This window comes from Paraburkholderia caledonica NBRC 102488, from assembly GCF_000685095.1.
Taxonomy (GTDB): domain Bacteria; phylum Pseudomonadota; class Gammaproteobacteria; order Burkholderiales; family Burkholderiaceae; genus Paraburkholderia; species Paraburkholderia caledonica.
The window spans coordinates 12,705-37,163 of record NZ_BAYE01000038.1; the positions used below are offsets into that span (position 1 = coordinate 12,705).

20 protein-coding genes and 1 pseudogene are annotated in these 24,459 nt (G+C 58.8%); 9 read left to right on the forward strand and 12 right to left on the reverse strand.

All coding sequences use genetic code 11. The features are described from left to right. Window positions 1-106 precede the first annotated feature (106 nt). From BCA01S_RS32885 to BCA01S_RS32915, 7 genes are all read right to left on the reverse strand, one after another. Window positions 107-2,206, reverse strand: a complete 2,100-nt coding sequence (locus tag BCA01S_RS32885) for an ABC transporter permease subunit (RefSeq protein WP_027780504.1) — start codon at window positions 2,204-2,206, stop codon at window positions 107-109. Between the two features lie 37 nt (window positions 2,207-2,243). Beyond that, window positions 2,244-3,752 (reverse strand): sugar ABC transporter ATP-binding protein, encoded by a 1,509-nt coding sequence (locus BCA01S_RS32890; RefSeq protein ID WP_027780505.1) that lies wholly within the window; start codon window positions 3,750-3,752, stop codon window positions 2,244-2,246. Window positions 3,753-3,775: 23 nt separating this feature from the next. Further along, window positions 3,776-4,861: a sugar ABC transporter substrate-binding protein gene (locus tag BCA01S_RS32895; protein WP_244146110.1), complete on the reverse strand. Its 1,086-nt coding sequence runs from the start codon at window positions 4,859-4,861 to the stop codon at window positions 3,776-3,778. Between the two features lie 74 nt (window positions 4,862-4,935). Then, window positions 4,936-5,682, reverse strand: a complete 747-nt coding sequence (locus BCA01S_RS32900; protein WP_042320319.1) for an N-acyl homoserine lactonase family protein — start codon at window positions 5,680-5,682, stop codon at window positions 4,936-4,938. A 38-nt stretch (window positions 5,683-5,720) separates the two neighbouring features. After that, window positions 5,721-6,653: a 3,5-dioxohexanoate:acetyl-CoA acetone transferase gene (kce, locus tag BCA01S_RS32905; protein WP_027780508.1), complete on the reverse strand. Its 933-nt coding sequence runs from the start codon at window positions 6,651-6,653 to the stop codon at window positions 5,721-5,723. A 35-nt stretch (window positions 6,654-6,688) separates the two neighbouring features. Further along, entirely contained in the window at window positions 6,689-7,495 is an 807-nt protein-coding gene (locus BCA01S_RS32910; protein WP_027780509.1) for an SDR family oxidoreductase, read from the reverse strand. A gap of 554 nt (window positions 7,496-8,049) precedes the next feature. Further along, entirely contained in the window at window positions 8,050-8,775 is a 726-nt protein-coding gene (locus BCA01S_RS32915; RefSeq protein ID WP_027780510.1) for a GntR family transcriptional regulator, read from the reverse strand. A 282-nt stretch (window positions 8,776-9,057) separates the two neighbouring features. Between BCA01S_RS32915 and BCA01S_RS36135 the strand changes: the two genes are divergently transcribed. The 5 genes from BCA01S_RS36135 to BCA01S_RS39380 all read left to right on the forward strand — a co-directional run bounded on the left by BCA01S_RS36135 (window position 9,058) and on the right by BCA01S_RS39380 (window position 14,362). Continuing rightward, window positions 9,058-10,425, forward strand: coding sequence for an MFS transporter (locus BCA01S_RS36135; protein ID WP_042320314.1), 1,368 nt, complete (start codon window positions 9,058-9,060; stop codon window positions 10,423-10,425). Window positions 10,426-10,509: 84 nt separating this feature from the next. After that, window positions 10,510-12,036, forward strand: coding sequence for a UxaA family hydrolase (locus tag BCA01S_RS32925; protein ID WP_027780511.1), 1,527 nt, complete (start codon window positions 10,510-10,512; stop codon window positions 12,034-12,036). A gap of 109 nt (window positions 12,037-12,145) precedes the next feature. After that, window positions 12,146-13,078 carry a 3,5-dioxohexanoate:acetyl-CoA acetone transferase gene (kce, locus tag BCA01S_RS32930; RefSeq protein ID WP_027780512.1) on the forward strand — a complete coding sequence of 311 codons (933 nt, stop codon included), beginning with the start codon at window positions 12,146-12,148 and terminating at the stop codon, window positions 13,076-13,078. An 85-nt stretch (window positions 13,079-13,163) separates the two neighbouring features. Further along, window positions 13,164-14,108: a 3-hydroxyacyl-CoA dehydrogenase gene (locus tag BCA01S_RS32935; RefSeq protein ID WP_027780513.1), complete on the forward strand. Its 945-nt coding sequence runs from the start codon at window positions 13,164-13,166 to the stop codon at window positions 14,106-14,108. 158 nt (window positions 14,109-14,266) lie between these two features. Further along, entirely contained in the window at window positions 14,267-14,362 is a 96-nt protein-coding gene (locus BCA01S_RS39380) for a porphobilinogen synthase (RefSeq protein ID WP_244146109.1), read from the forward strand. 141 nt (window positions 14,363-14,503) lie between these two features. Here BCA01S_RS39380 and BCA01S_RS37670 read toward each other — a convergent pair. From BCA01S_RS37670 to BCA01S_RS32950, 3 genes and pseudogenes are all read right to left on the reverse strand, one after another. Further along, a pseudogene (locus BCA01S_RS37670) lies at window positions 14,504-14,715 on the reverse strand (4Fe-4S dicluster domain-containing protein); the annotation flags it as partial. A 359-nt stretch (window positions 14,716-15,074) separates the two neighbouring features. Beyond that, on the reverse strand, window positions 15,075-16,046 hold the full coding sequence (gene hemB / locus BCA01S_RS32945) for a porphobilinogen synthase (RefSeq protein ID WP_027780514.1): 972 nt from the start codon (window positions 16,044-16,046) through the stop codon (window positions 15,075-15,077). 42 nt (window positions 16,047-16,088) lie between these two features. Further along, entirely contained in the window at window positions 16,089-18,146 is a 2,058-nt protein-coding gene (locus BCA01S_RS32950; RefSeq protein WP_027780515.1) for an FUSC family protein, read from the reverse strand. Between the two features lie 481 nt (window positions 18,147-18,627). Between BCA01S_RS32950 and BCA01S_RS32955 the strand changes: the two genes are divergently transcribed. Continuing rightward, complete coding sequence (locus BCA01S_RS32955; protein ID WP_244146108.1) at window positions 18,628-19,101, forward strand: 2,4'-dihydroxyacetophenone dioxygenase family protein; 474 nt, start codon at window positions 18,628-18,630, stop codon at window positions 19,099-19,101. A gap of 49 nt (window positions 19,102-19,150) precedes the next feature. On the opposite strand, the gene BCA01S_RS32960 is transcribed toward BCA01S_RS32955, so the two are convergent. Next, window positions 19,151-20,251 (reverse strand): LacI family DNA-binding transcriptional regulator, encoded by a 1,101-nt coding sequence (locus BCA01S_RS32960; RefSeq protein WP_244146107.1) that lies wholly within the window; start codon window positions 20,249-20,251, stop codon window positions 19,151-19,153. A gap of 268 nt (window positions 20,252-20,519) precedes the next feature. Between BCA01S_RS32960 and BCA01S_RS32965 the strand changes: the two genes are divergently transcribed. The 3 genes from BCA01S_RS32965 to BCA01S_RS32975 all read left to right on the forward strand — a co-directional run bounded on the left by BCA01S_RS32965 (window position 20,520) and on the right by BCA01S_RS32975 (window position 23,437). Continuing rightward, complete coding sequence (locus BCA01S_RS32965; RefSeq protein WP_027780517.1) at window positions 20,520-21,281, forward strand: SDR family oxidoreductase; 762 nt, start codon at window positions 20,520-20,522, stop codon at window positions 21,279-21,281. Window positions 21,282-21,317: 36 nt separating this feature from the next. Then, entirely contained in the window at window positions 21,318-22,412 is a 1,095-nt protein-coding gene (locus tag BCA01S_RS32970; protein ID WP_027780518.1) for a glycerol dehydrogenase, read from the forward strand. Window positions 22,413-22,474: 62 nt separating this feature from the next. Beyond that, the gene (locus BCA01S_RS32975) at window positions 22,475-23,437 is read left to right on the forward strand and encodes a cyclase family protein (RefSeq protein ID WP_027780519.1); all 963 of its coding nucleotides are present in this window, start codon (window positions 22,475-22,477) and stop codon (window positions 23,435-23,437) included. 731 nt (window positions 23,438-24,168) lie between these two features. Here the strand turns inward: BCA01S_RS32975 and BCA01S_RS32980 are convergent. Beyond that, window positions 24,169-24,459, reverse strand: a 291-nt coding sequence (locus tag BCA01S_RS32980; protein WP_027780520.1) for a hypothetical protein, incomplete at its 5' end; no start/stop codon positions are given.

Genomic DNA, 24,459 nt, shown 5'->3' on the forward strand with positions numbered 1-24,459 from the left:
CAAGCCGACATCGCTCGCGTCCACCTGTCTCAACTAGTTCACAGCGTTACCAATGCGTCAGCACGGCGCGCGAGGCTTGCCACGCTTCGGAAGCACTCTGTCAATGTCACGCTTTTTTGTCGCGCAACGTGATAACCGCGGCCAGAACGACCATGCCGTTAATGATGTCGCGTACTGCCGGCGGCACGGTCGTTCCCGCGAGCAGCGTGCCAAGCGCCGTGAGCAGCAGCGCCCCGCCGAACACACCGAGGTAATGCCCTCGCCCGCCCGTAATTAGCGCACCGCCCACGACCACGACCGCGATAGACGGAAGCAGATAGGGATCTCCCATTCCAAGAAATGCCTGACTGCTGAAGCCGGCCAGCAACACCCCAACGATCGCAGAACACAGGCCCGAGAGGCAGTACACCGCTATCAGCGTTGCGCCAACCCGTACACCGGCAAGCTTCGCCGCGATCTGCGAGTTGCCGACCGCGTAGACGCGCCGACCGAACGGCGTTCGATGCAACAGCAACAACGCCACCGCAAGAAAGAGCGGCACGCTCCAGGCAGCGAGAGACAGCGGCCCGAAGTGGCCGTTTGTGAATTCGCTGATTGCGGAAGGTGCCCATCCTTGCGGCGAACCGTTGCAGTAGATCAGCGTAAGTCCTTGCAGCAAACCGTTCGCGGCAAGCGTGACGACAATCGGCGGTAATCCGAGCACGACGACACCAATGCCGTTAAAGAGGCCGACCAGCAGCCCAACGCCAAGTACAAGGGGCACGGCCCAGGCGGCCGCACCATTCGAGCCGAACGTGAGGCCGGTGAGCAGTACGCCCGACAGCGTGATCAACCACGGCATCGACAGGTCAAGTCCTCCTGTCAGAATCACGGCACCCTGACCGAGACCGAGGATCCCAAGGAACAGCGTGAGGGTCAGTAGACTGCTATAGAAATTGGCACTCGCCAGCACCGAAGGACCATAGACAATGCCGGTAATTGCAATCACTACAACGAAGAGCGCATATGCCGGTACGACGTATTTGACCCATTCGCGATTGCGCTCAATCCAGTCGCTAATCAAACGCCCCCTCAGCTCCTTGTTTTCGACCGGCTGGAAGTTCGTCACCTCGAATTTCACGCGCCGCGCGTCACCATCATCTTTTACACGGGTGCCGGTTCGCACAGCTTTCATCCATTGCAAAGCGTATCGTGTGCAATGATGCGCAGCGGAATCCTTCCCGATCGACGAGCCCAGCACGGCCAGAATCAGAATCGCGGCTTCAGCAATCGTGGTGAAGAACGCCGACACGTTCAGCACCAGCAAGATATTGACGGTAATCATCAGCGTCATCGCGGCAAAGACCGTACCAACACACCCGCCGCGCCCACCACCAAGCCAGGTGCCGCCGAGGACCACTGCCGTGAACATCGACAGCAGCAGTGGCCGTCCGACGAGCGGATCGGCTGATCCGGTCTGCGCTGAAACGTAAAGCCCCGCAGCGGCGTAGAACATGCCCGCGAGCGCATACGTAGCGATTCGGTATTTAGTAAGCGGCATGCCGTTCGCATATGCGCCGTCCGGATCACTGCCAAGCGCGTAAAGGCCAACGCCAAAGCGTGTACGCTTCAAAAAGGACCATACGAGAAGCGCGAACACGAGCACAGCCGCCGACATCGGGATTTTGTCTGCAATCAAATCCGACGTGATGAAACCACCGAACTGGTCACCGATGGTGCCGCCGGGCTTATCCTGAATGAGCAGCGTGAGTCCCTGCACCATAAACATGGTGGCAAGCGTAACCACAATCGATTGCAGCCGGAACCACGCGATCAAAGCGCCGTTGACCAGGCCGATGCCACCGCCGATCGCAAGAATGAGAGCGACGCCGCCCCATTGCTCGATAGGTGTGCCTTGCACGAAGCGCACGGCCAGTACGTTAGAGAGCGAAATGACCGCCGACGCTGATAGGTCAAATCCGCCGGAAAGCACTACGATTGTCTGGCCGATCGCCGCCAGCGCCAGCGTCGTGCTGCTCGAAATGACCGACCCAACGTCATAAAGACCGACGGGTGTTGCAGAAAGCGACATCCACGCGATGAGCATCGCGAGCAGAGCGCCGACGGCGATGATCAATCCCCGGTAGTGATCCACCCTTGCCCCAAACCCTAACCGGACGCCGGGACGGACAATTTCGCTGTCGGGCGAAGCAATTGCGTTGTTCATAGGAACCTCTAATTGGTTGATGCGTTTGATTCAGACTTCAGCTCGCCAGCATCTTGCGCATGACCTCTTCTTCGGTCAGCGCGTCGCCTTCGAGCTCGGCGACATTGCGCCCGCGATACATCACCGAGACGCGGTCACAGACATTAACCAGCTCGGGAACATCGGTGGAATAGAACAACACCGAGCCGCCCGCCGCAGCAAACGCGCGCATAAGTACAAAGATCTGGTGCTTGGTGCCAACGTCGATACCGCGTGTCGGATCAAACATCAGCCATACACGGCTTTGCGTGAGGAGCCACTTCGCCATCGCGATCTTCTGCTGGTTGCCACCGGAGAAAGAAAGGCACGCCTTGTATAGTGCCCTCGGATTCACCTCCATCTCCGCGAGCGAGCGTTTGATCGCGGCCTGTTCGCGCTTACGGTCGATCAGTCCAAAACGTGTGAAACGCTTGATGACAGGAAGCGAGACGTTCGTTCCGCCCGGAAGGCGCAGAAAGAGTCCTTCCGTTTTGCGGTCTTCTGGTAGAAATGCGGTGGCGACGCCAGCCCTTAAAGAGTCCGCGGTCGAGGTCAGCGTCACCGGTTTGCCATCTATCAGAATCTGCCCTTCGTCTATGAATTCAGCGCCAAAGAGCGCCTCGAACAACTCGCGCTGGCCCATTCCCTGCAACGCCGCGATGCCACGCACTTCGCCTGCTTTTAGCGTCAGGTTGAAATCAGTAACGAGGCCATCTACCTTGATGCCGCGCGCCTCGATCGCCGGGATCGGACTACGCACGGGCGCCGGCACCTTCGGCGGATATTTGGCCTCCAACGAACGTCCAATCACAAGGCGTATCACTTCGTCGTCGGAGATGTCATGAGTATCGAACGCTCCGACGTCTTTGCCGTTGCGATACACCGTCAGGCTATCGCAGAACTCACGCACTTCCTGCATGCGGTGCGAGATGAATACGAACGTCACGCCCTTTGCCTTCATCTCGTCGATACGTCGCGAAAGCCACGCGACGTCGCGGCCCGAGAGCGCAGAGGTAGGCTCGTCAAGCAGGAGCACTTGAGGCCCCCGCACGATCGCCTTCGCAATTTCGATCTTCTGACGAACAGGCAAGGCGAGATCGCGGATGTATGCGCTCGGGCGCACATCATTCAGTTCCAGGCGCTCGAGCCATTCGGAGACGAGCCGTTGAGACTCCCGGCGCTTGATGCGCCCGGTCCAGTCGGTCGGTTCGTATGACATCAGCAGGTTCTGCGCGACCGTCAGGTCACGCACAAGCGTCATCTCCTGAAACGCAGTTTGCACACCTGCGCGATGGGCGTCCTTCGGTCCGTGCATCGTCACCTCCTGTCCCATCACGGAGATGCTGCCTGCATCCGGCCGCATAAGTCCCGACAGCAGCTTTACTGTGGTCGACTTACCCGCGCCGTTCTCGCCAAGAAGCGCGTGAACAGCACCGCGCTTCACATGGAAGGACGCTTTGTCGAGTGCGACGGTCGCGCCGAACCGCTTCGTGACATTCGACAGATCGATTGCCCTTTCGCTCGTCATTGCATTTCTCCTTTAACCGCGAGTCACTCGCCCTTGCCGCTAAGCGCCGCGTTGAAGCCGACCTCGCGCGTCTCGTCAGAGAAGATGTCCGCGAACCAGCCTGGTGGCACCTTGTCTGGCATGAACGCCGAGCAGCCGCCCTTGAGTTCATCGATGGATCCGGTCTTGCACAGCTTCGAATCGGCGGTTGTAACGAGCGGCAACTTGAGCGTCACGTGAGCGGGAAAATCCTTGCCTTCGAGCTTGCCTACAGCCAGCTTCAGTGCAAGCGCGCCTGAGTACGGCGGCGATCCGTAAGAGATCGAGCGGTAGCCGATCGAGCGGTACGTGCCTTCGCCTTTTACGGTTCCCGGGGGCAACATCTGTACGCGATGGCCGTTCGACGATTCACCCGCGCACGGCTTGATCTTGTCGTCGGCGACGCCGGCTTCGAGCTGCATGGACGCTGCCGTAAAGCAGCCCACCTGCATCCAAAGCCCGTCGATCTTGTCCCAGCTGTTGGTAGCGAGGATCTTGGACAGTTCTGTCTTGGCCGTTGCCTGGCTCCACATGCCCGTGCCTTCTGCAACGGTCTTGATGCCCGGGTACTTCGCAAACACTTCCTTCGCGGCCTCAGTGCGCGCGCGGTCCACTGATGTCCCAGGCACACCGTTTACCAACACGATGTTACCTTTGCCGTTGATAGTCTTGGCCAGCCATTCCGCCGTCACTGTGCCCGCCTGCTTCTGGTCTATAGTCACACTGTGTGCGCAGGGCTCGGTCACTTCCGCGTCGTAGGCGACTACGACGACACCTTTCGAGCAGGCGTTCTTGATAGCGCGGTTTAAGGCAGTCGGGGAGATCGGGTACACCACGATCGCTTTGGCCCCCGCCTGGACCATCGAATTGATCTGCTGGATCTGCTTTTGAGCGTCGGTGCCGGCGACCTGAACCTCGAGGTCAACTTTGTCCCTTAGCGAAGGCGTCGCGGCCATCGCCTTAACCATGTTCGCCGCCTCGGTTTGCCAGTCGTTGCCGACATAGCTCATCGACAAAAAAACCTTGTACTTGTCGGCCGCCGACGCGTTGCCCGACAGGGTCAGCGTCCCAAGAACCGCGGTGCCAAGCACAAGGCGACCCGCGTGACGTATTGTGTTCTTCAATGCTTTCATGTCTTCCTCCTATCCTGCTTCTGGTTGGGTTTCTAGCTTTCAATATGTGGCAGTCGAGCACTTGCGGGTAATTCGATGCCGGCGCTTCCAGGCACCACGTTAGGGTCATGCCCGGGTATAACGAAGTCCGCGATCTGCCGGATGCGCTTGAGAGATTGCAGTTCGGCGAAGGTCTCGTGAACGATGCCGACAGGGGCGAGATCGACGATGTTCTCCACGCAGTTAGCGCAGTCGCCGGCAATCATCACGACGCCATCTTTGGTATTGACCGCGACCGACTGATGACCAGGGGTATGGCCCGGTGTTGGCACGACACGCACTCCGGGAACGATGTCGGCTATACCGTTCACGAAGTGCCAGCGAAAATATGCAAGTGGCTCGCGGCCAATCAGAAATTCCTGGTAGTACGTGGCCTGTGTTGGCAGAGGCCTACCCGCGTACTCCCACTCGGTCGCCTGAATGACGAAGCGCGCATTTCGAAAGAGCGTATTGCCACCGGAGTGGTCGTAGTGCAGATGCGTGTTTATGACAACATCGACATCGTCCGCGCTCCAGCCTACGTATTCTTTCAGCGCGCGTTCGAGCCGCTCTTCGGGAGCCTGCTCACATGGACAGACGAAATTGGACACCCAGCCAGGATCATGAATACCCGTATCAACGATGATCTTCTTCGCAGCTCCCACGATCGCCGTTGACCAGACGGGGACCTTTATCTGTTGGCCAAAGTAGCGGCCATAGATCTGCGAGGAGCGATCGACGGTGAGCCAGCCCGTCGGCATCGCGACAACCTTCAGGGTGTTCAAGGCCGCCTCCGATGTCAGAAGTTGGTTTCGCTTGCGCCTTTGAGGGCGAGCATCCTGCGTGCTTCGGCAGGTGTCGCGATGTCGAGCGAGAGCCCTTCGATGATCTGGCGCATCTTCACCACCTGTGCCGCGCTCGACTCGGCGAGCTTGCCCGGCTCGATCCACAGCGAGTCTTCCAGTCCGACCCGCACGTTTGAGCCTTGCGCGATGCCCAGCGTGCCCATCGGGAACTGGTTGCGTCCGGCACCCAGAATCGACCACACGTAGTCGTTGCCAAAGAGGCGGTCCGCAGTACGCTTCATGTGCGCGAGGTCTTCGGCGTGTGCACCAATGCCACCGAGCAGGCCGAACACGCTCTGCACGAAGAACGGTCCCTCGACGAGGCCCCGATCGACGAAGTGCGCGAGGTTGTAAAGGTGCGAGATGTCGTAGCACTCGAATTCGAAGCGCGTGCCGTTTGCAGCGCACGACGTCAGGATGTATTCGATGTCGGAGAACGTGTTCCTGAACACCAGGTCGCGGCTGTTTTCCAGGTGCTGACGCTCCCAGTCGTGCCTGAACTCCTTGAAACGTCCGAGCATCGGATACAGGCCGAAGTTCATCGAGCCCATGTTCAGCGACGCAACCTCGGGCTTGAAATGGTGCGCGGGCTTCAGACGCTCCTCGACTGTCATATGAGGGCTGCCGCCGCTCGTGATGTTGATCACTGCATCGGTTTCCGCCTTGATACGGGGCAGGAATTCCTGAAACAGCGCGGGCTCCTGCGACGGACGACCGTCTTTGGGGTCACGCGCGTGCAGGTGCAGGATTGCCGCGCCCGCCTTTGCTGCGGCGAGTGCTGCATCGCCGATCTCCTGTGCCGTCACCGGCAGGTACGGTGACATCGACGGGGTATGGATCGCGCCAGTGGGCGCACACGTGATGATGACCTTGCGTTTCGTTGCCATTTAAACCTCTTGCAATCGCTGCGTCTAAATCGGGCTCAAAGTACTTCGACATTTCCGCAAACCGAAATCGCCTGCCCTGAAATACCGCTGCCGCCTGGCGAACAAAGGAACAGCGCGGTAGCGGCAACCTCCTCAGGAGTCGTCATCCGGCGCAGTGAAATCTTCTCGAGATACTGTTTCTCCATCTGTTCATATGAGATCCCGAGTTGTCGCGCACGCGCCTCAATTACTCGCTCGATTCGGGGTCCTTTAACAATGCCAGGCTGAATCGCGTTCACACGGATGCCGACGGGCCCGAGTTCGATAGCAAGGCTTTTTGTTAACCCAACAACCGCCCACTTTGTGGCGGAGTACGGTGTTCTATAGGCGTAGCCCAAGCGCCCGGCAACCGAAGACAGAGCGATGATGGCACCGCCGTTGGGCGCACCGCGCAGGAGCGGCACCGCGCGGCGGGCGAAATAGAATTGCGCGTTGAGGTTCACGTCGACGGTTTGCTTCCACTCGTCCATCTCGAGATCGTCGATACCGCCCGTGGGACCTGCAATACCGGCGTTGTTGACCAGAACATCGAGGCCACCGAGTTTGTTCTGTACATCAGTGAAGACACGTTCGACTGCAGTTACGTCCGATACGTCGGCGAACGTCGCCGTGATTGTGTTTGATTCCCCGTTATTCTCGGCCTCAACTAGCGCATCGATAGCCTCCTGGCTCGCATCGCAGACATGAACGCGGGAACCGGCATCGACAAACGCGCGTGCGATTACGAGCCCAATGCCTGACGCTCCACCAGTTACGAGCACGCGCAAGCCGGCATGGGGCGTCAACATCCGTAGAACTGTCATGTTTGTCTCCGTTATCGTTTGACTTCGGTACTCAATCCCAGGCGTACGTAGCCCTCAAACCAGGCGACCCTTGAGGTCATGCTGCACGCCGGACGCCGTCAGTTCGTCACGATGAGGGCGACGGCGTGATGCGTGATCACCTCTTGCGGCTCAGTCAAGTTGAAGAAACCGCTCTTCGGTCGAAGTTCACTATCGGCAAGTAGACAGATCCTGTCTTTGAGATTTGTGACTTGTGATCACATGTTGTGTAGAGTTTGTATCCCCTGTATTGACGAGTCAACAGCTTTCTGATTGGGATAAACGCTAGGTAGTTTCTACTAAGACGCCCTCTTAAGAGGGCATAGCGCGACGACTATATTTGGGGTCAAGCCAAGATGCGCGCATAAGTGCGGGAAAGCATAAGCGCGAACGTTGGTCATCCCCTATTTGACTTCTATGGTCGTGGTCTACATTGGCAGCCGGCCAGCCGTGCGGTAGTCAACGCTGCCGCAGACCTTGTTTGTTGCGGTGAAATGCGCAAAGGACACTGACATGCCGCGATAGCCAATGTTGTCTTACGCCGTTTCCGCTTGCGCCGACACTTCAGCTTCTCTGGCTAACAATCGCGCCTTAACGTCGTCCGCAGCGTCGCCAAGATCGCGCTCGATTCCAGCTCTTGCGGCCTCCCTGTCGCCTCGCCTCAAGGCATCGAGAATCTGTCGGTGTGCCTCCATGGAATGCGCAATGTGGGCGAGGTCCGGCGCGACCAGATTCAGGAACGGTCCAATCCGCATCCACAGATTCTGGATGATTCCCATCATCACTTCGCTACACCCGTGCGAATAAATTGCCTGGTGGAACTCGAAGTTCCCGCGAAGGTAGCCTGCTACATCGCCCGCCTTGGCCCGAGCCTCCATCCGGTCGAACACCCGCTGCAAGGCGGTGAGATCAGCTTTGGTCATGCGGGTCGCCGCCCGCATCGCGATACACCCCTCGAGAGCGATTCTCCCATCGCGAAGTTCGTCCAGAATCTCGAGCGTCATTGGGGGCACCATCAACCCACGGCCCGGCCCGTCAACGAGCGCGCCTTCCGCCTGCAAACGGGTCAGTGCTCCACGGACGGGCATCGTCGAAGAACCAACCGCCTCCGCGACGCCGCGGAGCGTCAGCGTCTGACCCGGCGCGAACCGCCCCGTCATGATTGCCTCGCGCAGCTGCGAATACACGCGTTCGGCCATTGTCGCGCGCGAGACGAGCTCAAGCGCTGGTAAGTCCTGTGACCCGAAACGAGGGGCGGCCATGGTTGCCTCCGAGAAAAGCGAAAGTGATTTGTGATCATGATACTCACAACTCCGTTTCGTGCAACTCGCCGCGCGACCCGTCCGCAACACGGGTATACCTCACCATTCCTTACCTTGACGCAGGCAAAACGCTCGCATAACCTGCGCTTGTGATCACACATCACTCATCAAATTCGACGAGCCGGCCAACCCGCGTTCGCTGAGGGATCGTGGTTGATATTAGGGCGATGGTTCGTTGCAATGCCCGGTGGTCGCCAACACAAACCGAAATTGGAGACATGCATGCAATCTGACAACGCCGGTTCGCCAGCCGTCGCACCTGCAGATACTTCGTCGCTAAATCGGCGAATCTTCTGGAAACTGATGCCGCTGCTCATCCTTGTGTACACGATCAGCTTCCTTGATCGCACGAATATTGCACTGGCGAAACATTCCATGAGCATTGATCTCGGGCTTTCAGCGGCCACTTATGGTCTGGGCGCCGGCCTGTTTTTTCTCTCATATGCTTCGCTGGAAATACCCAGCAATCTGCTGTTGCACCGCGTCGGCGCCCGTTTCTGGATCACGCGCATCATGATCACCTGGGGTGCGCTGTCCTCCGCGATGGCTTTCGTGCAGGGGCCAACCTCGTTCTACCTGTTGCGCCTTCTGCTCGGTGCGGCCGAAGCCGGCCTGTTCCCAGGCGTCATCCTGTACCTGACCTATTGGTTCGACCGTAAGGATTGCGCGCGTGCAACCGGCTATTTCCTGCTGGGTGTCTGCATCGCCAACGTCATTGGGGGGCCAATCGGCGGGGCCCTGCTTGAACTTGATGGTGTCTTCGGCTTGCACGGGTGGCAATGGCTTTTCTTCCTGGAAGGCCTGCCCGCCATTCTCCTTGCGTTTGTCGTTTGGAGAAAGCTTCCGGATCGGCCGAGTGCCGCGCCCTGGCTGTCGAAAGAAGACGCCCGTGATCTTGAACTTCGCCTTTACCAACGTGAGCAGCACTCGGCACACGCATTCAAAGACTGCCTGCGCGATGGCCAGATCTGGCTTGCAATCTTCGTGTACTTCTGCCATCAGATCACCATCTACGCCGTCATCTTTTTCTTGCCCGGCATCATCGGAGCCTCGGGGCACTTCTCGCCATTCCTTATTGGCGTCCTCTCGGCCGCACCGTGGCTTGCCGCTTCAATTGGCGCGGCGACACTGCCAAGTTTGGCCAAGACGTCCACCCAAAGCCGGAGCCTGCTTATTGTGGGCCTCCTTATTATGGCTTCCGGGCTCGTGGTCGCGGTGTATGCGCCGCCCGCATTGGGATTGCTCGCCATGTGCGTATCCGCGCTCATGTTCTTCGGCGTACAGTCCGTGCTCTTTAGCTTCCCTAGCTCACGCCTCAGCGGAACCGCCCGGGCGGGAGGGCTGGGACTGCTGAACGCATGCGGCGTCCTCGGCGGGTTCGTTGGCCCCACTGTGATGGGGATTGTAGAGCAGACCACAGGGAAGGCGTTGAACGGACTGTTGCTCATGGCAGGCGCCCTCCTGATTGCCGCGGCCTGTTCTGTTCGACTGCGCCATGGCTCTGAACGAAAACCCCTCGAGGCTGAACAGGGACCGCTCAACCCCGCAGCTGATGCCGCATCGGGTCTCTCCCCGACGACGGATCGCTAGACCACGTCGCACAACGCATCAATGCTAAAGCGTTGTGTCGCCCGAAATCAGGCTAACCGCACCCACGATATCCGAGACAGAGATATGAATTCGACCTCCTTAACCATCACGTTAAATGACAACGACGATGTTGCGATTGCCCGGAGTGCACTCACCGCCGGCACCGTCATCGAGGAACTGGGAGGACTAGTCCTTCGCGACGACATACCTGCGGCTCACAAAGTCGCTTTGCGTCATATTCAGCCGGGTAGCGCCGTGCGCCGATACGGGCAAATCATCGGGTTCGCTACGAAGGAAATTGCACCTGGCGATCATGTTCATATTCAAAACATGGCCATGGGCGAATTCGCCCGGGACTATGCATTCGGCACCGATGCAAAGCCTACCGAAGCGGCAGCATCGCAGGTTACCTTCCAGGGATTCCGTCGTTCCGATGGTCGGGTTGCGACACGTAACTACATTGGCGTAATCAGCACTGTCAATTGCTCCGCAACGGTTACGAAGCTGGTCACACAGCATTTTTCAACCCCCGGAGCTCTCGCGGCCTACCCAAATGTCGACGGCATTGTGCCGATAACGCACAGCTTTGGATGTTGCATTGATCACAACGGCGAAGGTATTCAACAGTTGCGCCGCACCATTGGCGGCTATGCCAAGCATCCGAATTTTGCGGGAGTTCTCATCATCGGACTTGGCTGCGAAGCGAACCAGATGGGGGCAATGTTCATCGCTGAAGGTATGCAGCCGGGCCCACTCATGGTGCCGCTCGTCATGCAGGAGCAAGGCGGAACTCAGAAGACCGTTGACGCAGCAATTGCAGCCGTACAAAAAATGCTACCCGTCGCTAACCAGTCGGTACGCGAGCCTCTGCCGATCTCACACCTGAGCATCGCGCTTCAATGCGGCGGATCTGATGGTTACTCGGGAATTACCGCAAACCCCGCTTTGGGGGCAGCGGTCGATCTTCTGGTGAAGCATGGCGGGACCGCCATCCTGACCGAAACTCCAGAAATCTACGGTGCCGAGCATCTATTGACTCGACGCGCGATCAGTCCCGAAGTCGGTGAGAAGATTGTGGAGCGAATCCACTGGTGGGAGCAGTACGCCGACCGGGAGAAAGGCAGCATTGACAACAATCCGACACCCGGCAACAAGGCCGGCGGTCTGACGACAATCCTTGAAAAGTCGCTGGGTGCCGTTGCAAAAAGCGGCTCGTCCCCGCTTATGGGCGTCTATCGCTACGCCGAGCCAGTAGACGTTAAAGGGCTCGTCTTTATGGACGCTCCCGGATACGACCCGATGGGTGCGACAGGCCAGATTGCCAGCGGGGCAAATCTCGTGGTCTTCACTACCGGACGTGGGTCCTGTTTTGGCGCCAAGCCCGCACCCTCGATCAAAGTCGCCACAAACACCAGCATGTACAGGCGCATGGTCGATGACATGGACATCAACTGCGGCGAAATCATGGACGGCACGGCAACGGTCGAACAAAAAGGAGAAGAAATCTTCAGGATGATAATTGAAGTCGCGTCCGGCAAGGAGAGCAAAAGCGAGGCTCTGGGCGTCGGCAACGAGGAATTCGTGCCGTGGATGATTGGGGCGCAAATGTAGTCGGCGAAGAAACACCCGGCCAATTCCCGCTTCCCCCGCGCGATTCCATCGTGCAGAACTAGCCGGAAACCGTTGATGTAGTCAAGAACGTGAAACTCAAGAGGTTTAAATGGCAACGAAACGCAAGGTCATCATCACGTGTGCGCCCACTGGCGCGATCCATACCCCGTCGATGTCACCGTACCTGCCGGTGACGGCACAGGAGATCGGCGATGCAGCACTCGCCGCAGCAGAGGCGGGCGCGGCAATCCTGCACCTGCACGCGCGTGACCCCAAAGACGGTCGTCCGTCGCAGGAGCCCGCGCTGTTTCAGGAATTCCTGCCCCGTATCAAGGCGGAAACCGATGCAGTGATCAACATCACGAGCGGCGGCAGCCCTCATATGACAGTCGAGGAGCGTCTGAAGCCCGCGCACCATTTCAAGCCCGAGGTTGCGTCGCTGAACATGGGCTCGATGAACTTCGGCCTGTATCCGATGCTCGGACGTTTCAAGGAGTTCAGGCACGACTGGGAGCGTCAGCACCTGGAAAACAGCCGCGACCTGGTGTTCAGGAACACGTTCTCCGACATCGAATACATCCTGACTTCGTGCGCTGCAAACGGCACGCGCTTCGAATTCGAGTGCTACGACATCTCGCACCTTTACAACCTCGCGCACTTCGTCGATCGGGGTCTCGTCAAGGGACCGTTCTTCGTGCAGAGCGTGTTCGGCCTGCTCGGTGGCATTGGTGCACACGCCGAAGACCTCGCGCACATGAAGCGTACTGCGGACCGCCTCTTTGGCAACGACTACGTGTGGTCGATTCTGGGTGCCGGACGCAACCAGTTCCCGATGGGCACGTTGGGCATCGCGCAAGGCTCAAACGTGCGGGTCGGACTGGAAGATTCGCTGTGGATTGAGCCGGGCAAGCTCGCCGAGTCGAGCGCGGCACAGGTGGTGAAGATGCGCCAGATCATCGAAGGGCTCTCGCTCGACATCGCGACACCCGCCGAAGCACGCCAGATGCTCGCCCTCAAGGGCGCAAGCGAAACCAACTTCTGACATCGGAGGCGGACTGCCCCGCCTCTCCCCGCAACACTGGGCACAACGAACTGATTGGATGTATCAGGAATATCTGGAGATTGTTATGCCGACTGAAACCGTAGCAATTATTGGCTCTGGCCGAATTGGCCGTGGCTGGGCAATTGTGTTCGCACGCGCGGGATTTAACGTGAATGTCCACGATGCCAACAGCGAAATGCTCGCCGGCGCTATCTCAGCAATCCGCGACAGCGTCGCGGACTTGAACGGCTACGGGCTAATTGACGAACCCGTTGACACAATTGTCGCTCGCGTCAAAGCGTGCCCGGATCTCGCCGAAGCGGTACGAGATGTTGTTCTTGTGCAGGAGAACATCGGCGAAGTGGCCGATGCAAAGCGAACTTTGTTCGCTGACCTCGATCGACTGACGCGACCGGACACTTTGCTGGCAAGCTCTACCTCCGGGCTGCCCACGTCCTCGTTCACAGAAGGCCTTGAAGGGCAAGCACGGTGCCTCGTTGGCCATCCGGTCAACCCGCCCTCGCTAGTCCCGCTCGTTGAGTTGTCTGGCGCGCCGTGGACATCGCCGGAGTCCATTGCCAAAGCGCGCGAAATTTATGCGCGTGCAGGCCAAAAGCCTGTCACCGTGAATTTTGAGATTTCCGGATTTCTCCTGAACCGCATCCAGGGCGCGGTTCTCGACGAAGCAATGAGTCTCTATGAACAAGGCTATGCTAGCGCGGCGGATCTTGACACGGTGATGTCCGACGGACTCGCTATGCGTTGGTCGTTCATGGGCCCCTTCGAAACCATTGACCTGAACGCACCCGGTGGTCTTGCCGACTACGCAGATCGCTACGGCGGCACATATCAAACCATTGCTTCGGAGCGTCAGCCTTTTACGTGGGGCCCCGAGACGATCAAGAAGCTCCACGACGAGCGCCGCGCAATCCTTTCTAAAGATGAAATCGAAGCTCGCAGCCGTTGGCGCGATCGCCGGCTAATGGCGTTGCTCGCTCACCGACGCTCGCTGAAATCCGAGGAAAGCTAAAGTAAGGCGCGCAGCCCGGCCGCGTAGGCCGGGCTGCTTCGCCACTGGGCTTCGCCCGCTTGGCCAGGTGGGGGCGAGCCGAAATGCGCTGGAGGCCTCGAATCACTGCGCGCAATTCCGAAGTCGTTGCTCGATGAGGCTCAGGCGCCGACTGCCTGATGGTGAAGCCGGCCGACGCATACCTTGATACCATCCGAGACGTTCGCGAGGCCAGCCGGTTACCGCTTGGCGCCTATCAGGTGAGCGGTGAATAGGCAATGATCAACCTTGCGGCGGCCGGCGCAATCGACGAACGCCGGGTCAGCCGTCAGACTGTCGACGCAATCAAACGTGCAGGTGCGGACCTGATTTTGAGTGCACACCGCACGTGATTGGCCAGAACCCACATACGAACTTCACATCCGTGCGTAGTCTGCGCCACCACCCCCTTCGGGCGCGACCCACTCGATGTCTGTGTCGGATCCTTGATGTCGCACGTCTTGCAGTGCAAGCAATTCTGCACGTTGATCTGCAGGCGCTCGCCGCCCTCGGCGTCGTCAAAAAGGAACTCGTAGACGCCCGCTGGACAATAGCGCGCCTCGGGGCCTGCGTACTGAACGAGATTGACGGTTGGAGTCCCTTGTCTACAGTACATCACGCTACACCGATGGTGTGTCGCGCATCATTGAAGTAGTTCTTACAAACTCGACCACCGTTGTTGCTCAACCATCGAATTTCTCAAAAACGGCCGGTTACAGCCTGTTCGAGGTCTTTGTGGTGCAACACCCGTTACAACCCGCGAGAGTTTGTCGACTCTGCGTATCCATCTGGTGCCGGCGGTTTCTGAGCCGAAGGTTCGCACGGCGCCTGTCTGGGTGGATAGTCAGGGTGAGGCAGTGGACATGGCCCGCGGCTCGTCGTTCGTTGTGCTGACGCAATCTCGCAAATTGGCGCCCTCGCGGGGGCACCGGAACCGCCCAGCTGCGGTCAGAACCCCTGTTGGGCGAGGTCCATGGCAAAGTAAGTGAATATCACGTCGGCGCCCGCGCGCTTGATTGCACCAATACTCTCCCGAACTACTCGAGGCTCATCTATTGCACCGGCCGCCGATGCAAACTTAATCATCGCGTATTCGCCGCTGACCTGGTAGGCACCGAGCGGCAAGCGCGTCGCTTCGCGGATGTCCCGAATGATGTCGAGGTACGCCCCAGCAGGCTTCACCATCAGCGCGTCGGCCCCCTGCCGCTCGTCTTCAAGGGACTCGAGAACAGCTTCTCGCCGGTTCATCGGGTTCATCTGGTATGCCTTGCGGTCACCCTGCAACTCGCTCTCAGCTGCCTCCCTGAACGGGCCGTAAAGGGCCGACGCAAACTTTGTCGAATAGGAGAATACCGGCGTGTCCGTCAAACCGTTCGCGTCAAGCGCCGCTCTTATTGCGGCAACCTGGCCGTCCATCGCCGTCGACGGCGCGATGACGTCGGCACCCGCCTGAGCCGCAATGACGGCCTGTTTTCCGAGATTTGCCAGCGTCAAGTCGTTCGCGACTATACCGTCATGCAGGACACCGCAGTGTCCATGTGTCGTGTACTCGCAAAAGCATGTGTCCGACATGACGACCATCTCCGGCGCCGTCGCCTTGATTCGCGACGTCATGCGAGCAACGAGTCCGTCCTGCTGCCAGGTGTCGGTGCCGACGTCGTCCTTATGGCGGGAAATACCGAACGTCATGACAGACCTGATTCCCGCCCGCGCATATCGCTCGATTTCACGTTCGAGCCTGCTTTCCGGGATTCTGAAAACGCCCGGCATGCTTTTAATGGGCACGAAATCGGTGGCGCTTTCGTCAACGAAGATCGGCAAGACAAGGTCATTCCGGGAGAGTTCTGCTTCGGTGAAGAGCTGCCGAAGCGCCGACGACCGGCGCAGCCGGCGATGTCTTGAGAATGCGGGAATATTCATATCTAGACCTTCAGGTTCAGGGCGATTTAATCTGGAATGACGTTAGACGGGTGGCTTAGCGACACGCGGAGTTTCCCGCCAGTTGTGCAGACACCTTTCTATCCCGTCCAGCGCCTCTGCAGCAGTCCATCTCAGATTCTCCTGCTCGGGGTCCTCACTTGGATCAGTCGGTCCGATCAATTGTTCTACGCTCGCACGCAGATGGGCTGCAGCATCATCCCGGACGTCAGCAAACGGGGCCATGCGCAGAGCGGATTCGAGGGTGGTGGTCAATCCGCAAGGTAATCCCTTGATTCTGGACAGATCGCGAAGCCGGATAAGTTCGATGCCAATATCCATGGCCAACACGCATTTCCGCAATGAATCCTGGCCAGTCAAAGAGTGCTTTTCGCGCATCTCAACCGTAATGACGCTGACCAGATCGCATATGCGCGCTTCCCAGCATTGCCTGTCGGTGCATAGGCGACCGTTCGAAATGGACGTCAGCATCGCCAACAGGCGGCCCGGCACGTGTCGGACGCGCCAACTTGCGAGGTCGGGCGGAACGGCAAAGGCCGCGTAAGAAATAGCCATCCCAAGCACGACGCCCATGCCTTGCTCAATCGCCGTAGGCAGGCTCACTAGCGACCCCGTCGTGCCGAGCAGCAACGCGGTGAGGTTGGTGTTGAAGTCCATGGCTGGCGTGAAGCGTTTGGATAATGCAATGCCCCCCAGGAACGTCATGGACATCAGAAACGGCACTACAGATGTCGGCCGCATCCAACCTATGCTGACTGCGGCGTTCCAAAGAACAAATGCTGTCGCCATGCACAGGATGCCCATCGCGAAGCGCTGCATGGCGATGTCTGGCCGTATCACCGTTCCAAAGAGCAAACACGCTATCGGCGTGAACACGAATGAATAAGTCCCGCCCGGCCAATCGAGTTTGAGCCACAAGAAGCCCATAACGATGGTGCAAACAGCAGTTCTCAACCCGGCACTCAAGGACACTTGCCAGTCATGATGGGTCGGCAATGTTGCAAGCGTCCCGGCTACGTTCGCACCGTCGGCATTCAATCGCGAACTCACCGAGACGCGGCGCAGCAGTGCTGCGATATCCCCACAACGCCCAGCCATTGAGACGACAGCCAGTCTCGTGTTTGGATCAACAATGTCCCTACTGTCGCGCAGAAGGCGATGCGATAGCTGCTCAAGGCGAGCGACCGGGACCGTATCAACATCGCGGCGAAGCGCAGCCGATGCTTCCTCAAGGATATCGGCAACCTCGCCATGCGTATCGTCAGCAGAGTCTGTTTTCACTCGTGCCAATGCGCGCACTGAGGAAAGGAGGGATATTTGAGCGCACACGAATTCCCGTACTACAGGCAATCTGCGTCGGAATTTCTTTGACTCGAAGGCCGCCTGAACGAAGGTGTTCTCAAATTCACTGAGACCCGCCCAAAGCTGATGATTGAGCGATGCCTCTCCGTCGCTGTGACCGGCGAGGCGGAGGATATCACTGGCCCACTTTGTCGCATTTGCCGCCCAGTCTCCTGCTTGCTCCAGCAGCGACTCTGGCCGCATTTTCGGAGCGAACGCCCATGTAAGCAGCGTGCTGCAGGCCAGCCCTATCAATACCAGCGCAACCCGCTCGAGAGCTAATCCAGTCACGAGGTCTTCGGGCGCCTCGAGACCGACGGTACAGATGATCGAGCAGGTGTAACCAGACAATTGTGCCGCGTACGCCCGAAACCGCCGGTATCTGCAAGCCGCGAAGCCGCATGCGCCCGCCCATACGGCCATCAGGAAAATGAGAAGCTCGGGAGCAGACGTCAGATGCAGAAAGCAGAACGCTATGGCGGCGCCGATTGCGGTTCCCGCTGCGCGATAGCCTGCTTTCTGAAAGACTATCCCGCGCCCGGGAAGCGCCATCACCCATGCCGTCACCCCGGCCCAGTAAAAGTCCCGGAAGTGGAAAAGCTGTCCGAGCCACAAGGCGAGAAGAGCGGCCAGCGTGACGCGGAACGCAAACAGCAGCGAGCGCGGCTCCATGCGAAATGCCTGCACGACGTCTTGATAACGGTAGCCGCCAGGCGTCGCTCGGCGGATGTCAAAGTGCATGGTGTGCAGCGATGGAGTTGGCGATAGACAATGCTAACACATTTGAAGCGCTTCATAACATGCGGGAACACGTGCTTGTTCCGCTTTTGGTCCATGAGAAACCTGTGCTTCTGCATGCAGCAGGCTTCAAGACGAACGGGGACGGTACTTTTAAATGAAGCGCTTCATAACGCAGCGCCTCGTTCACTCTCGAGTGCGCGGTAATGGATCGTGCAGAATTTCCGGCCCCCCGGTGGGTGTATACCCTGGGGGTAATTGCAATCAGTCGGGTGCACAGTCATAATTGAAGCGCTTCATATACGCTCTACCCCAAATTATGCACACTCAGTGGTGGGACTTAGCTTTTTGTTGAAGCGTTTCAAATTGCGCATCACGGTCGCTAGCTCACCTCTTAACCGAATCGGAGCTTCTGATGTCCTCAGTTCTTGAACGAAAGCCAGACGAGCTGGCAGTGCCATATCAACTCCCGCAGGTACCCTTCATGTCGCCAGACATCGTCCACCTCGGAGTGCTCGACAAGTGGCTGGAGGACGACAAACTCTGGGTTCCGATGACCCAGACGGTGTCGTTCAAGCCGCTCCTGCTGTGCGCGAGCCAAGGTTATTACGTGAACCTGCTTCGTGTCCGCCAGTCGGGCGTGCTGTCGCGCCACCGTCATACGGGGCCGGTTCACGCCATCGTCCTTAAGGGCCGCTGGTACTACCTCGAGCACGAATGGGTCGCGGAGGAAGGCTCATACGCGCACGAACCCGCTGGCGAGACACACACCCTGTTCGTGCCGGAAGGCGTCGATGAAATGATTACCTGGTTCCACGTGACGGGCGGTTACACGTACGTTGATCCCCAGGGTGTAGCGGTCGGCTACGAAGATGTATTCACGAAGATCGAAGCGGCGCGGAAGTTTTACGAAGAATCAGGCCTGGGCGCCGACTACGTGAAGCAGTTCATCCGCTAGGCAACGGAGGCCCAGAAGGGATACGGCCGGCCGGGGCGCCGGCGTGTCCTCACGCGGTCTTGCGACGGGTCTTCCTGACAGGCGCGGCGCCCTTCGCTGCTGTCGGAACATCACCGAGACTCTCCCGGATGACGATCGTGCATTCGACCGAGAGCTTCTCCATGTTGGGGCGCTTTTCTGCCAGCTCAACGATACGACGGGCGGCGAGAATACCAATTTCTTTCGTTGGAACGCGAATCGTCGTAAGCGGCGGGTCCATCAGTTCAGCGAGTTCAATATCGTCCATGCCTGTGATGGACATATCCTCTGGCACACGAATTCCGTGAACCTTGCACTCGTGCAGCGCGCCGATTGCCTGCAGGTCTGTATGGCAAATCAGGGCGGTCGGCCGTTCCTCCAATCCAACGATCTTGCGGACGGCGTCCCGGCCTCCCTGAATCGAAAAAGGTGTCTCGAAAACGAGGTCGCTCGACAACAGGAGCCCCTTTTCCTTCATTGCGTCCGCAGTGCCGTCAACCCGTTGGCGTGCGCGCTGGTTATGCGCCATATAGCCGCAAACAACGGCTATGCGCTTGTGACCCCGCGCGAGCACTTCCCGGGTCATGTCGTAGGTCGCCCGCCAGTTGTCGAAGCCAATGCATTCGCCGTAGCGGGGCTCATCGAGCTGCCAGGTCAGCACGAGAGGGATGCGCCGCTGACGCATCAGATCGAACACGCGGTCTTCGTGCGCGGTGCCGACCAGGACCACACCGTCTACACCCCGCTCAACTACCGCTCGCACGACATCGTATTCGCGCTCGGGAATGTACTCGTGGATGGCGAGAACCACCTGATAGTTCATCGCCCAGAGGGTCTGCTGCAAGGTATGGAGCGATTCGACGAACGCCGGGTTGTACATCGTCGGATAGATAGCACCGATAGTCCGCGTTCGCTTCGACGCGAGCGCGCGAGCAGCCCCATTGCTAACGTAGCCGAGCTGCTCCACTGCGCGCTTCACCTGCGCGAGCGTCTTTGGCTTGACCTGGTCAGGGACGGAAAGTGCGCGCGACGCGCTGCCGAGCGACACGCCGGCGAGCTTCGCAACGTCTTCCAAGGTTGGGCGGGGTGGGTCGAGATTAGTCATAGAAGACATTATGGCAAAACGCGGCATGCCGCGCCCTCCGTGCTGCGCTTCGGGTATACACCCGTGTTGACAAAAACGTCACCGGATAAAATACTTGAAGCGCTTCACTTTTACTTTCGATTGAGCCTACCGATTCAATATAGCACCACCACGAGGCAATTTGTCGGCCCTTCAGATTGAAACGCTTTAATTGATGGCGACGGGAACTGGACGCATTGCGCCCTCATGCAGCACGAACGGCGGAGGCCAACGCCGAGCGGATGCGGCAGGGCCTCACATCAGGAGTAGCAACAAAATGAGACACCAGAATCGGGTTGTGGTGGTAACCGGCGCCGTCGGCGGCATCGGCTCGGCAATCGTCGAGCGATATATTCGTGAAGGCGCCAGCGTTGGCGTGGTCGACTTCAACGAGAAGGTCGGCGCACAAAGAGTGAGCGAGTGGGCCGCAAAGGGAGCGAAGGTTCATTTCGTCGCCGCGGACGTCGGCAAATACGAGGATTGCGAGCGGGCGGTCGAATCCGTGGCGTCGAGGCTTGGCGACGTTGACACGCTCGTTCTGAACGCCGGCATCTCGCCGAAGCACGAAGGTCAACCGAAGCGCATCTTCGAAATGGATCGCGCAGAGTGGGCACAGGTCGTCGATGTGAACCTGAATAGCGCCTTCCACTTCTGCCGGATTGCCTCGCCCTCGATGGTAAAACGCGGCTTCGGCCGCATCGTCACGATGTCTTCGGTCGCCGGCAAGGCGTACCTCGACATTGTGGGCGCGCACTACAGCACTACTAAGGGTGCGCTCATCGCCTTCACGCGCCACCTTGCTGGCGAACTGGGCCCTCATGGCATCACGGTCAACGGTCTCGCCCCCGGCCGAATAGACACACCGCTGCTGAAGACGGTTTCCGGTGATGCGAACGCTGCCGTGGTTGCGGTCACGCCGCTGCGACGGCTTGGGACAACCGATGAAGTCGCCTCCGTATGCGCGTTCCTGACTTCTGCCGACTCCAGTTTTGTGACCGGTCAAATCATCGATGTAGCGGGCGGATGGCTGATGACCTGAGCCCAGGCCATACGCGAATAGAGTCAGGAGACGAATATGTTACGCACAATGGGATTCCCTGGTCAGTACGTCCAGGGTCCAAAAGCTCTGCTCGAGCTGGGCTCACTACTCAAGAAGATGGGCTTCAGGCGCCCTCTGACGGTTTGCGATGCGGTTGTCGGCGAAAAAGTATGGCCGCTCGTATCCTCAGCGATGTCGGAGTCCGGCCTTGCTCCGGCGCGAATCGTTTTCCCGGGCGAATGCACGAAGGCTGCAATTAACCAACTTTCGGAAGAGGCAAAAAGACATCAGCCGGACGTCATCATCGGGCTCGGTGGCGGCAAGACCATTGACTCATCGAAGGGAGTGGCCGCGAATCTCGACGTCAATGTCGTGATTTGCCCAACGATCGCGTCCAACGACGCGCCGACCAGTCGCCTGATTGTGCTCTATGACGAGACGCATCGCGTCGCCGCCGTAGAGTACCTGAAGAGCAATCCTTGCGCCGTGGTCGTCGACACCGAGATTATCGTTCAGGCTCCCGCCCGGTTCTTCGCCGCTGGCATCGGCGACGCGGTGAGCAAGAAGTTCGAAGCGAACCAGTGCAATCGCGCACACGGATATAACTCGTTCGGTACGCCCCCGCTCGAGACGGCGCTGCTTCTCGCGAACGCGACGTACACCACACTCGTCAATCATGGTCCGGCTGCATACGCCTCCGTCGTGAATGGCCAACTCGATGACGAAGTCGAGCGGGTGATCGAAGCGACCGTGCTGCTCAGTGGCGTTGGCTTTGAAAGCGGCGGACTCTCACTCGCTCACGCCCTCATCCGGGGACTTACTTCAGTTCCCACGATGGCCGCCATGCTCCACGGAGAGCTGGTCGCGTTCGGCACCCTTGTTCAGGCCGTCATCGAGGAGCGAAACGAGGCGGAAGTGTCTGAGCTGCTAGGTCTGCTGCTGGCGGTGAAGCTTCCCGTCACATTCAGGCAGTTGGGGCAGCCGCAATCTCTAACGCCGGATGAAATGTCGACCGTAGTGAACGCCACGCTCGCGGCGGCGTACAGCAAGAACATGAACCCGCCGCTCACTGCCGAGCGCCTCGCAAACGCGTTGCTGGCCGCGGACAAAATCGGCGCGGCTGCCGTCTAGATCCACCTACCCCGAGGGCATTGCCCTGCCGAACACATCGTCAGAACTTCAAGGAGACAGATATGGAATCCAGAAACGTGCCTTATATCGGTGAACTGTTGAAAGAGTCGCCAAAGAACTGGGGGAAGTGGGGACCAACCGACGAAGTGGGCTCACTGAACTACCTCGGCGCGGCAGAGATTCTCAAGGGTATTGCTACCGTCAAGCAGGGCAAGACTTTCACTCTGCAAGTCAAGATGGGCGACCCCAATGGCGACCCAGTGTGGCCAGGGCGGCAAGGTGCGAAGCGAATGAGCGTGATGGACCGGGGGCATTACAACTGCGGCAAGGGCCCGGTTTTCCCTGGCTCATACCAATACGCCGACGACGTGATGTTCATGTATTTGCAGGGCTCGACACAGTACGACGCGCTCGGCCACGTCTGGTACGACGATCAGATCTGGAATGGGTACGACGCTGACACGACCATCGGCGGTCTCGCGAAGGCAAGCGTGTGTCCGATCGGCGAACGCGGCGTTGTTGGACGCGGGATTCTCATCGATATGGCGCGCTACCGCAAAAAAGACGTGCTCGATCCGGGCGAAACGTTCACGCACGTCGACTTGATGGCTGCGGCAAAAGCCCAAGGTGTGACGATCGAGAAGCGCGACATCCTCATTATCCGCACGGGATGGATCGGATCGTTCTACAAGAAAAGCCACGATGAGTTTTACGCTAACTTCAAGGAACCCGGTCTCACCTACAGTCCTGAACTGGTCCACTGGTTTCAGGAGATGGAAATTCCAAATCTCGTCACCGACACAATTGCCAACGAGGTGACGTCAGATCCAGTGTCCGGCGTCGACTTGCCATTGCATAACGCATTGATGCGAAACCTCGGGATCACGCTGACTGAAATAGCGCAGTTGGACCCCCTCGCCGACGACTGCGCGGCAGACGGCCAATACACCTTTCTCTATACGGCCGCCCCGCTTAAAGTTGTTGGCGGTACCGGTGCACCGGTTAATCCCATCGTGCTGAAGTAACGTGAACAGCAGCGAGGAAAGGCGCGCTCTCTGAGAGAGTGTGCTTTTTTTTGGCTACGGAGTTTGTCAGCGCTACCGTCGTCGTCTAGCAGATAGCGGGATGTCGGCGCGCCAGCTGCCGGCCCGGCGGGCACGCGTACCGTCCGATGAACAAACATGCTCAAGCCAGACGACGATCATCGAATGAACCGAGGATGACGTGTACTGCGACTCCGAGCGTTTTTGTTGTTCGTCCGCATCTGCCCGGATGTCGGGCGCGTTTCAATGCAGCTTTCCGGAAGGCTGCGGGGATTCGCCGCGGCCAGTGAACAAACATAACAGCGCATGCCGAAATATCCCTCGTGCCCGGAAACGTTAAGGCGATCGCTTTGGCAGCATCCGCCTTGTGCCTGAACGGTCCCCTGCTGCAGGGCCGCGACTTAGCGCATAAGCGGTTTTCAGATTGGGGCAGTGCGGTCGGCGAGCGCAAGTCTGGATGTGTGGCGCCGGCTCGATGCGCGTCGAGCCAAAGCGGTCTGCGAGGCATCTAGCTACGTCAAGGCCGCCGCCCCCTCCGCGACGAAAGTCGATGTGTCACCTGCCCCCATCGTTCGGCGTGCATTTTTCGACGATGTTTTTCCGCGACCCAGGCTCGCGACGCTGCAAGAGGACGTGCGGCCAGTCACCGGCGCCGACGCTGCAGCGACGAGGGGGCAGGCGCGTTACATTGCGCCAGAAGGGGAGCCTTATGCTCAATGACCGAGGTACGCGCGGCGTACGTGCGGGCTGTCTAGCAACTCTGCGCCCGTTCCTGTCAACGCGATGGAGCCGTTTTCGAGAACATATCCGCGGTCCGCAATCTTCAGTGTGTCGAAGACGTTCTGCTCAACCAGAAGGACGGTGATTCCGCTCGCTGCGACAGAACGAACGACATCGAACATCTGCTGTACAAGAAGCGGCGACAGCCCGAGCGAAGGCTCATCGAAAATCAGCAGTCGGGGCGCCGACATCATTCCGCGAGCAATCGCAACCATCTGTTTGTT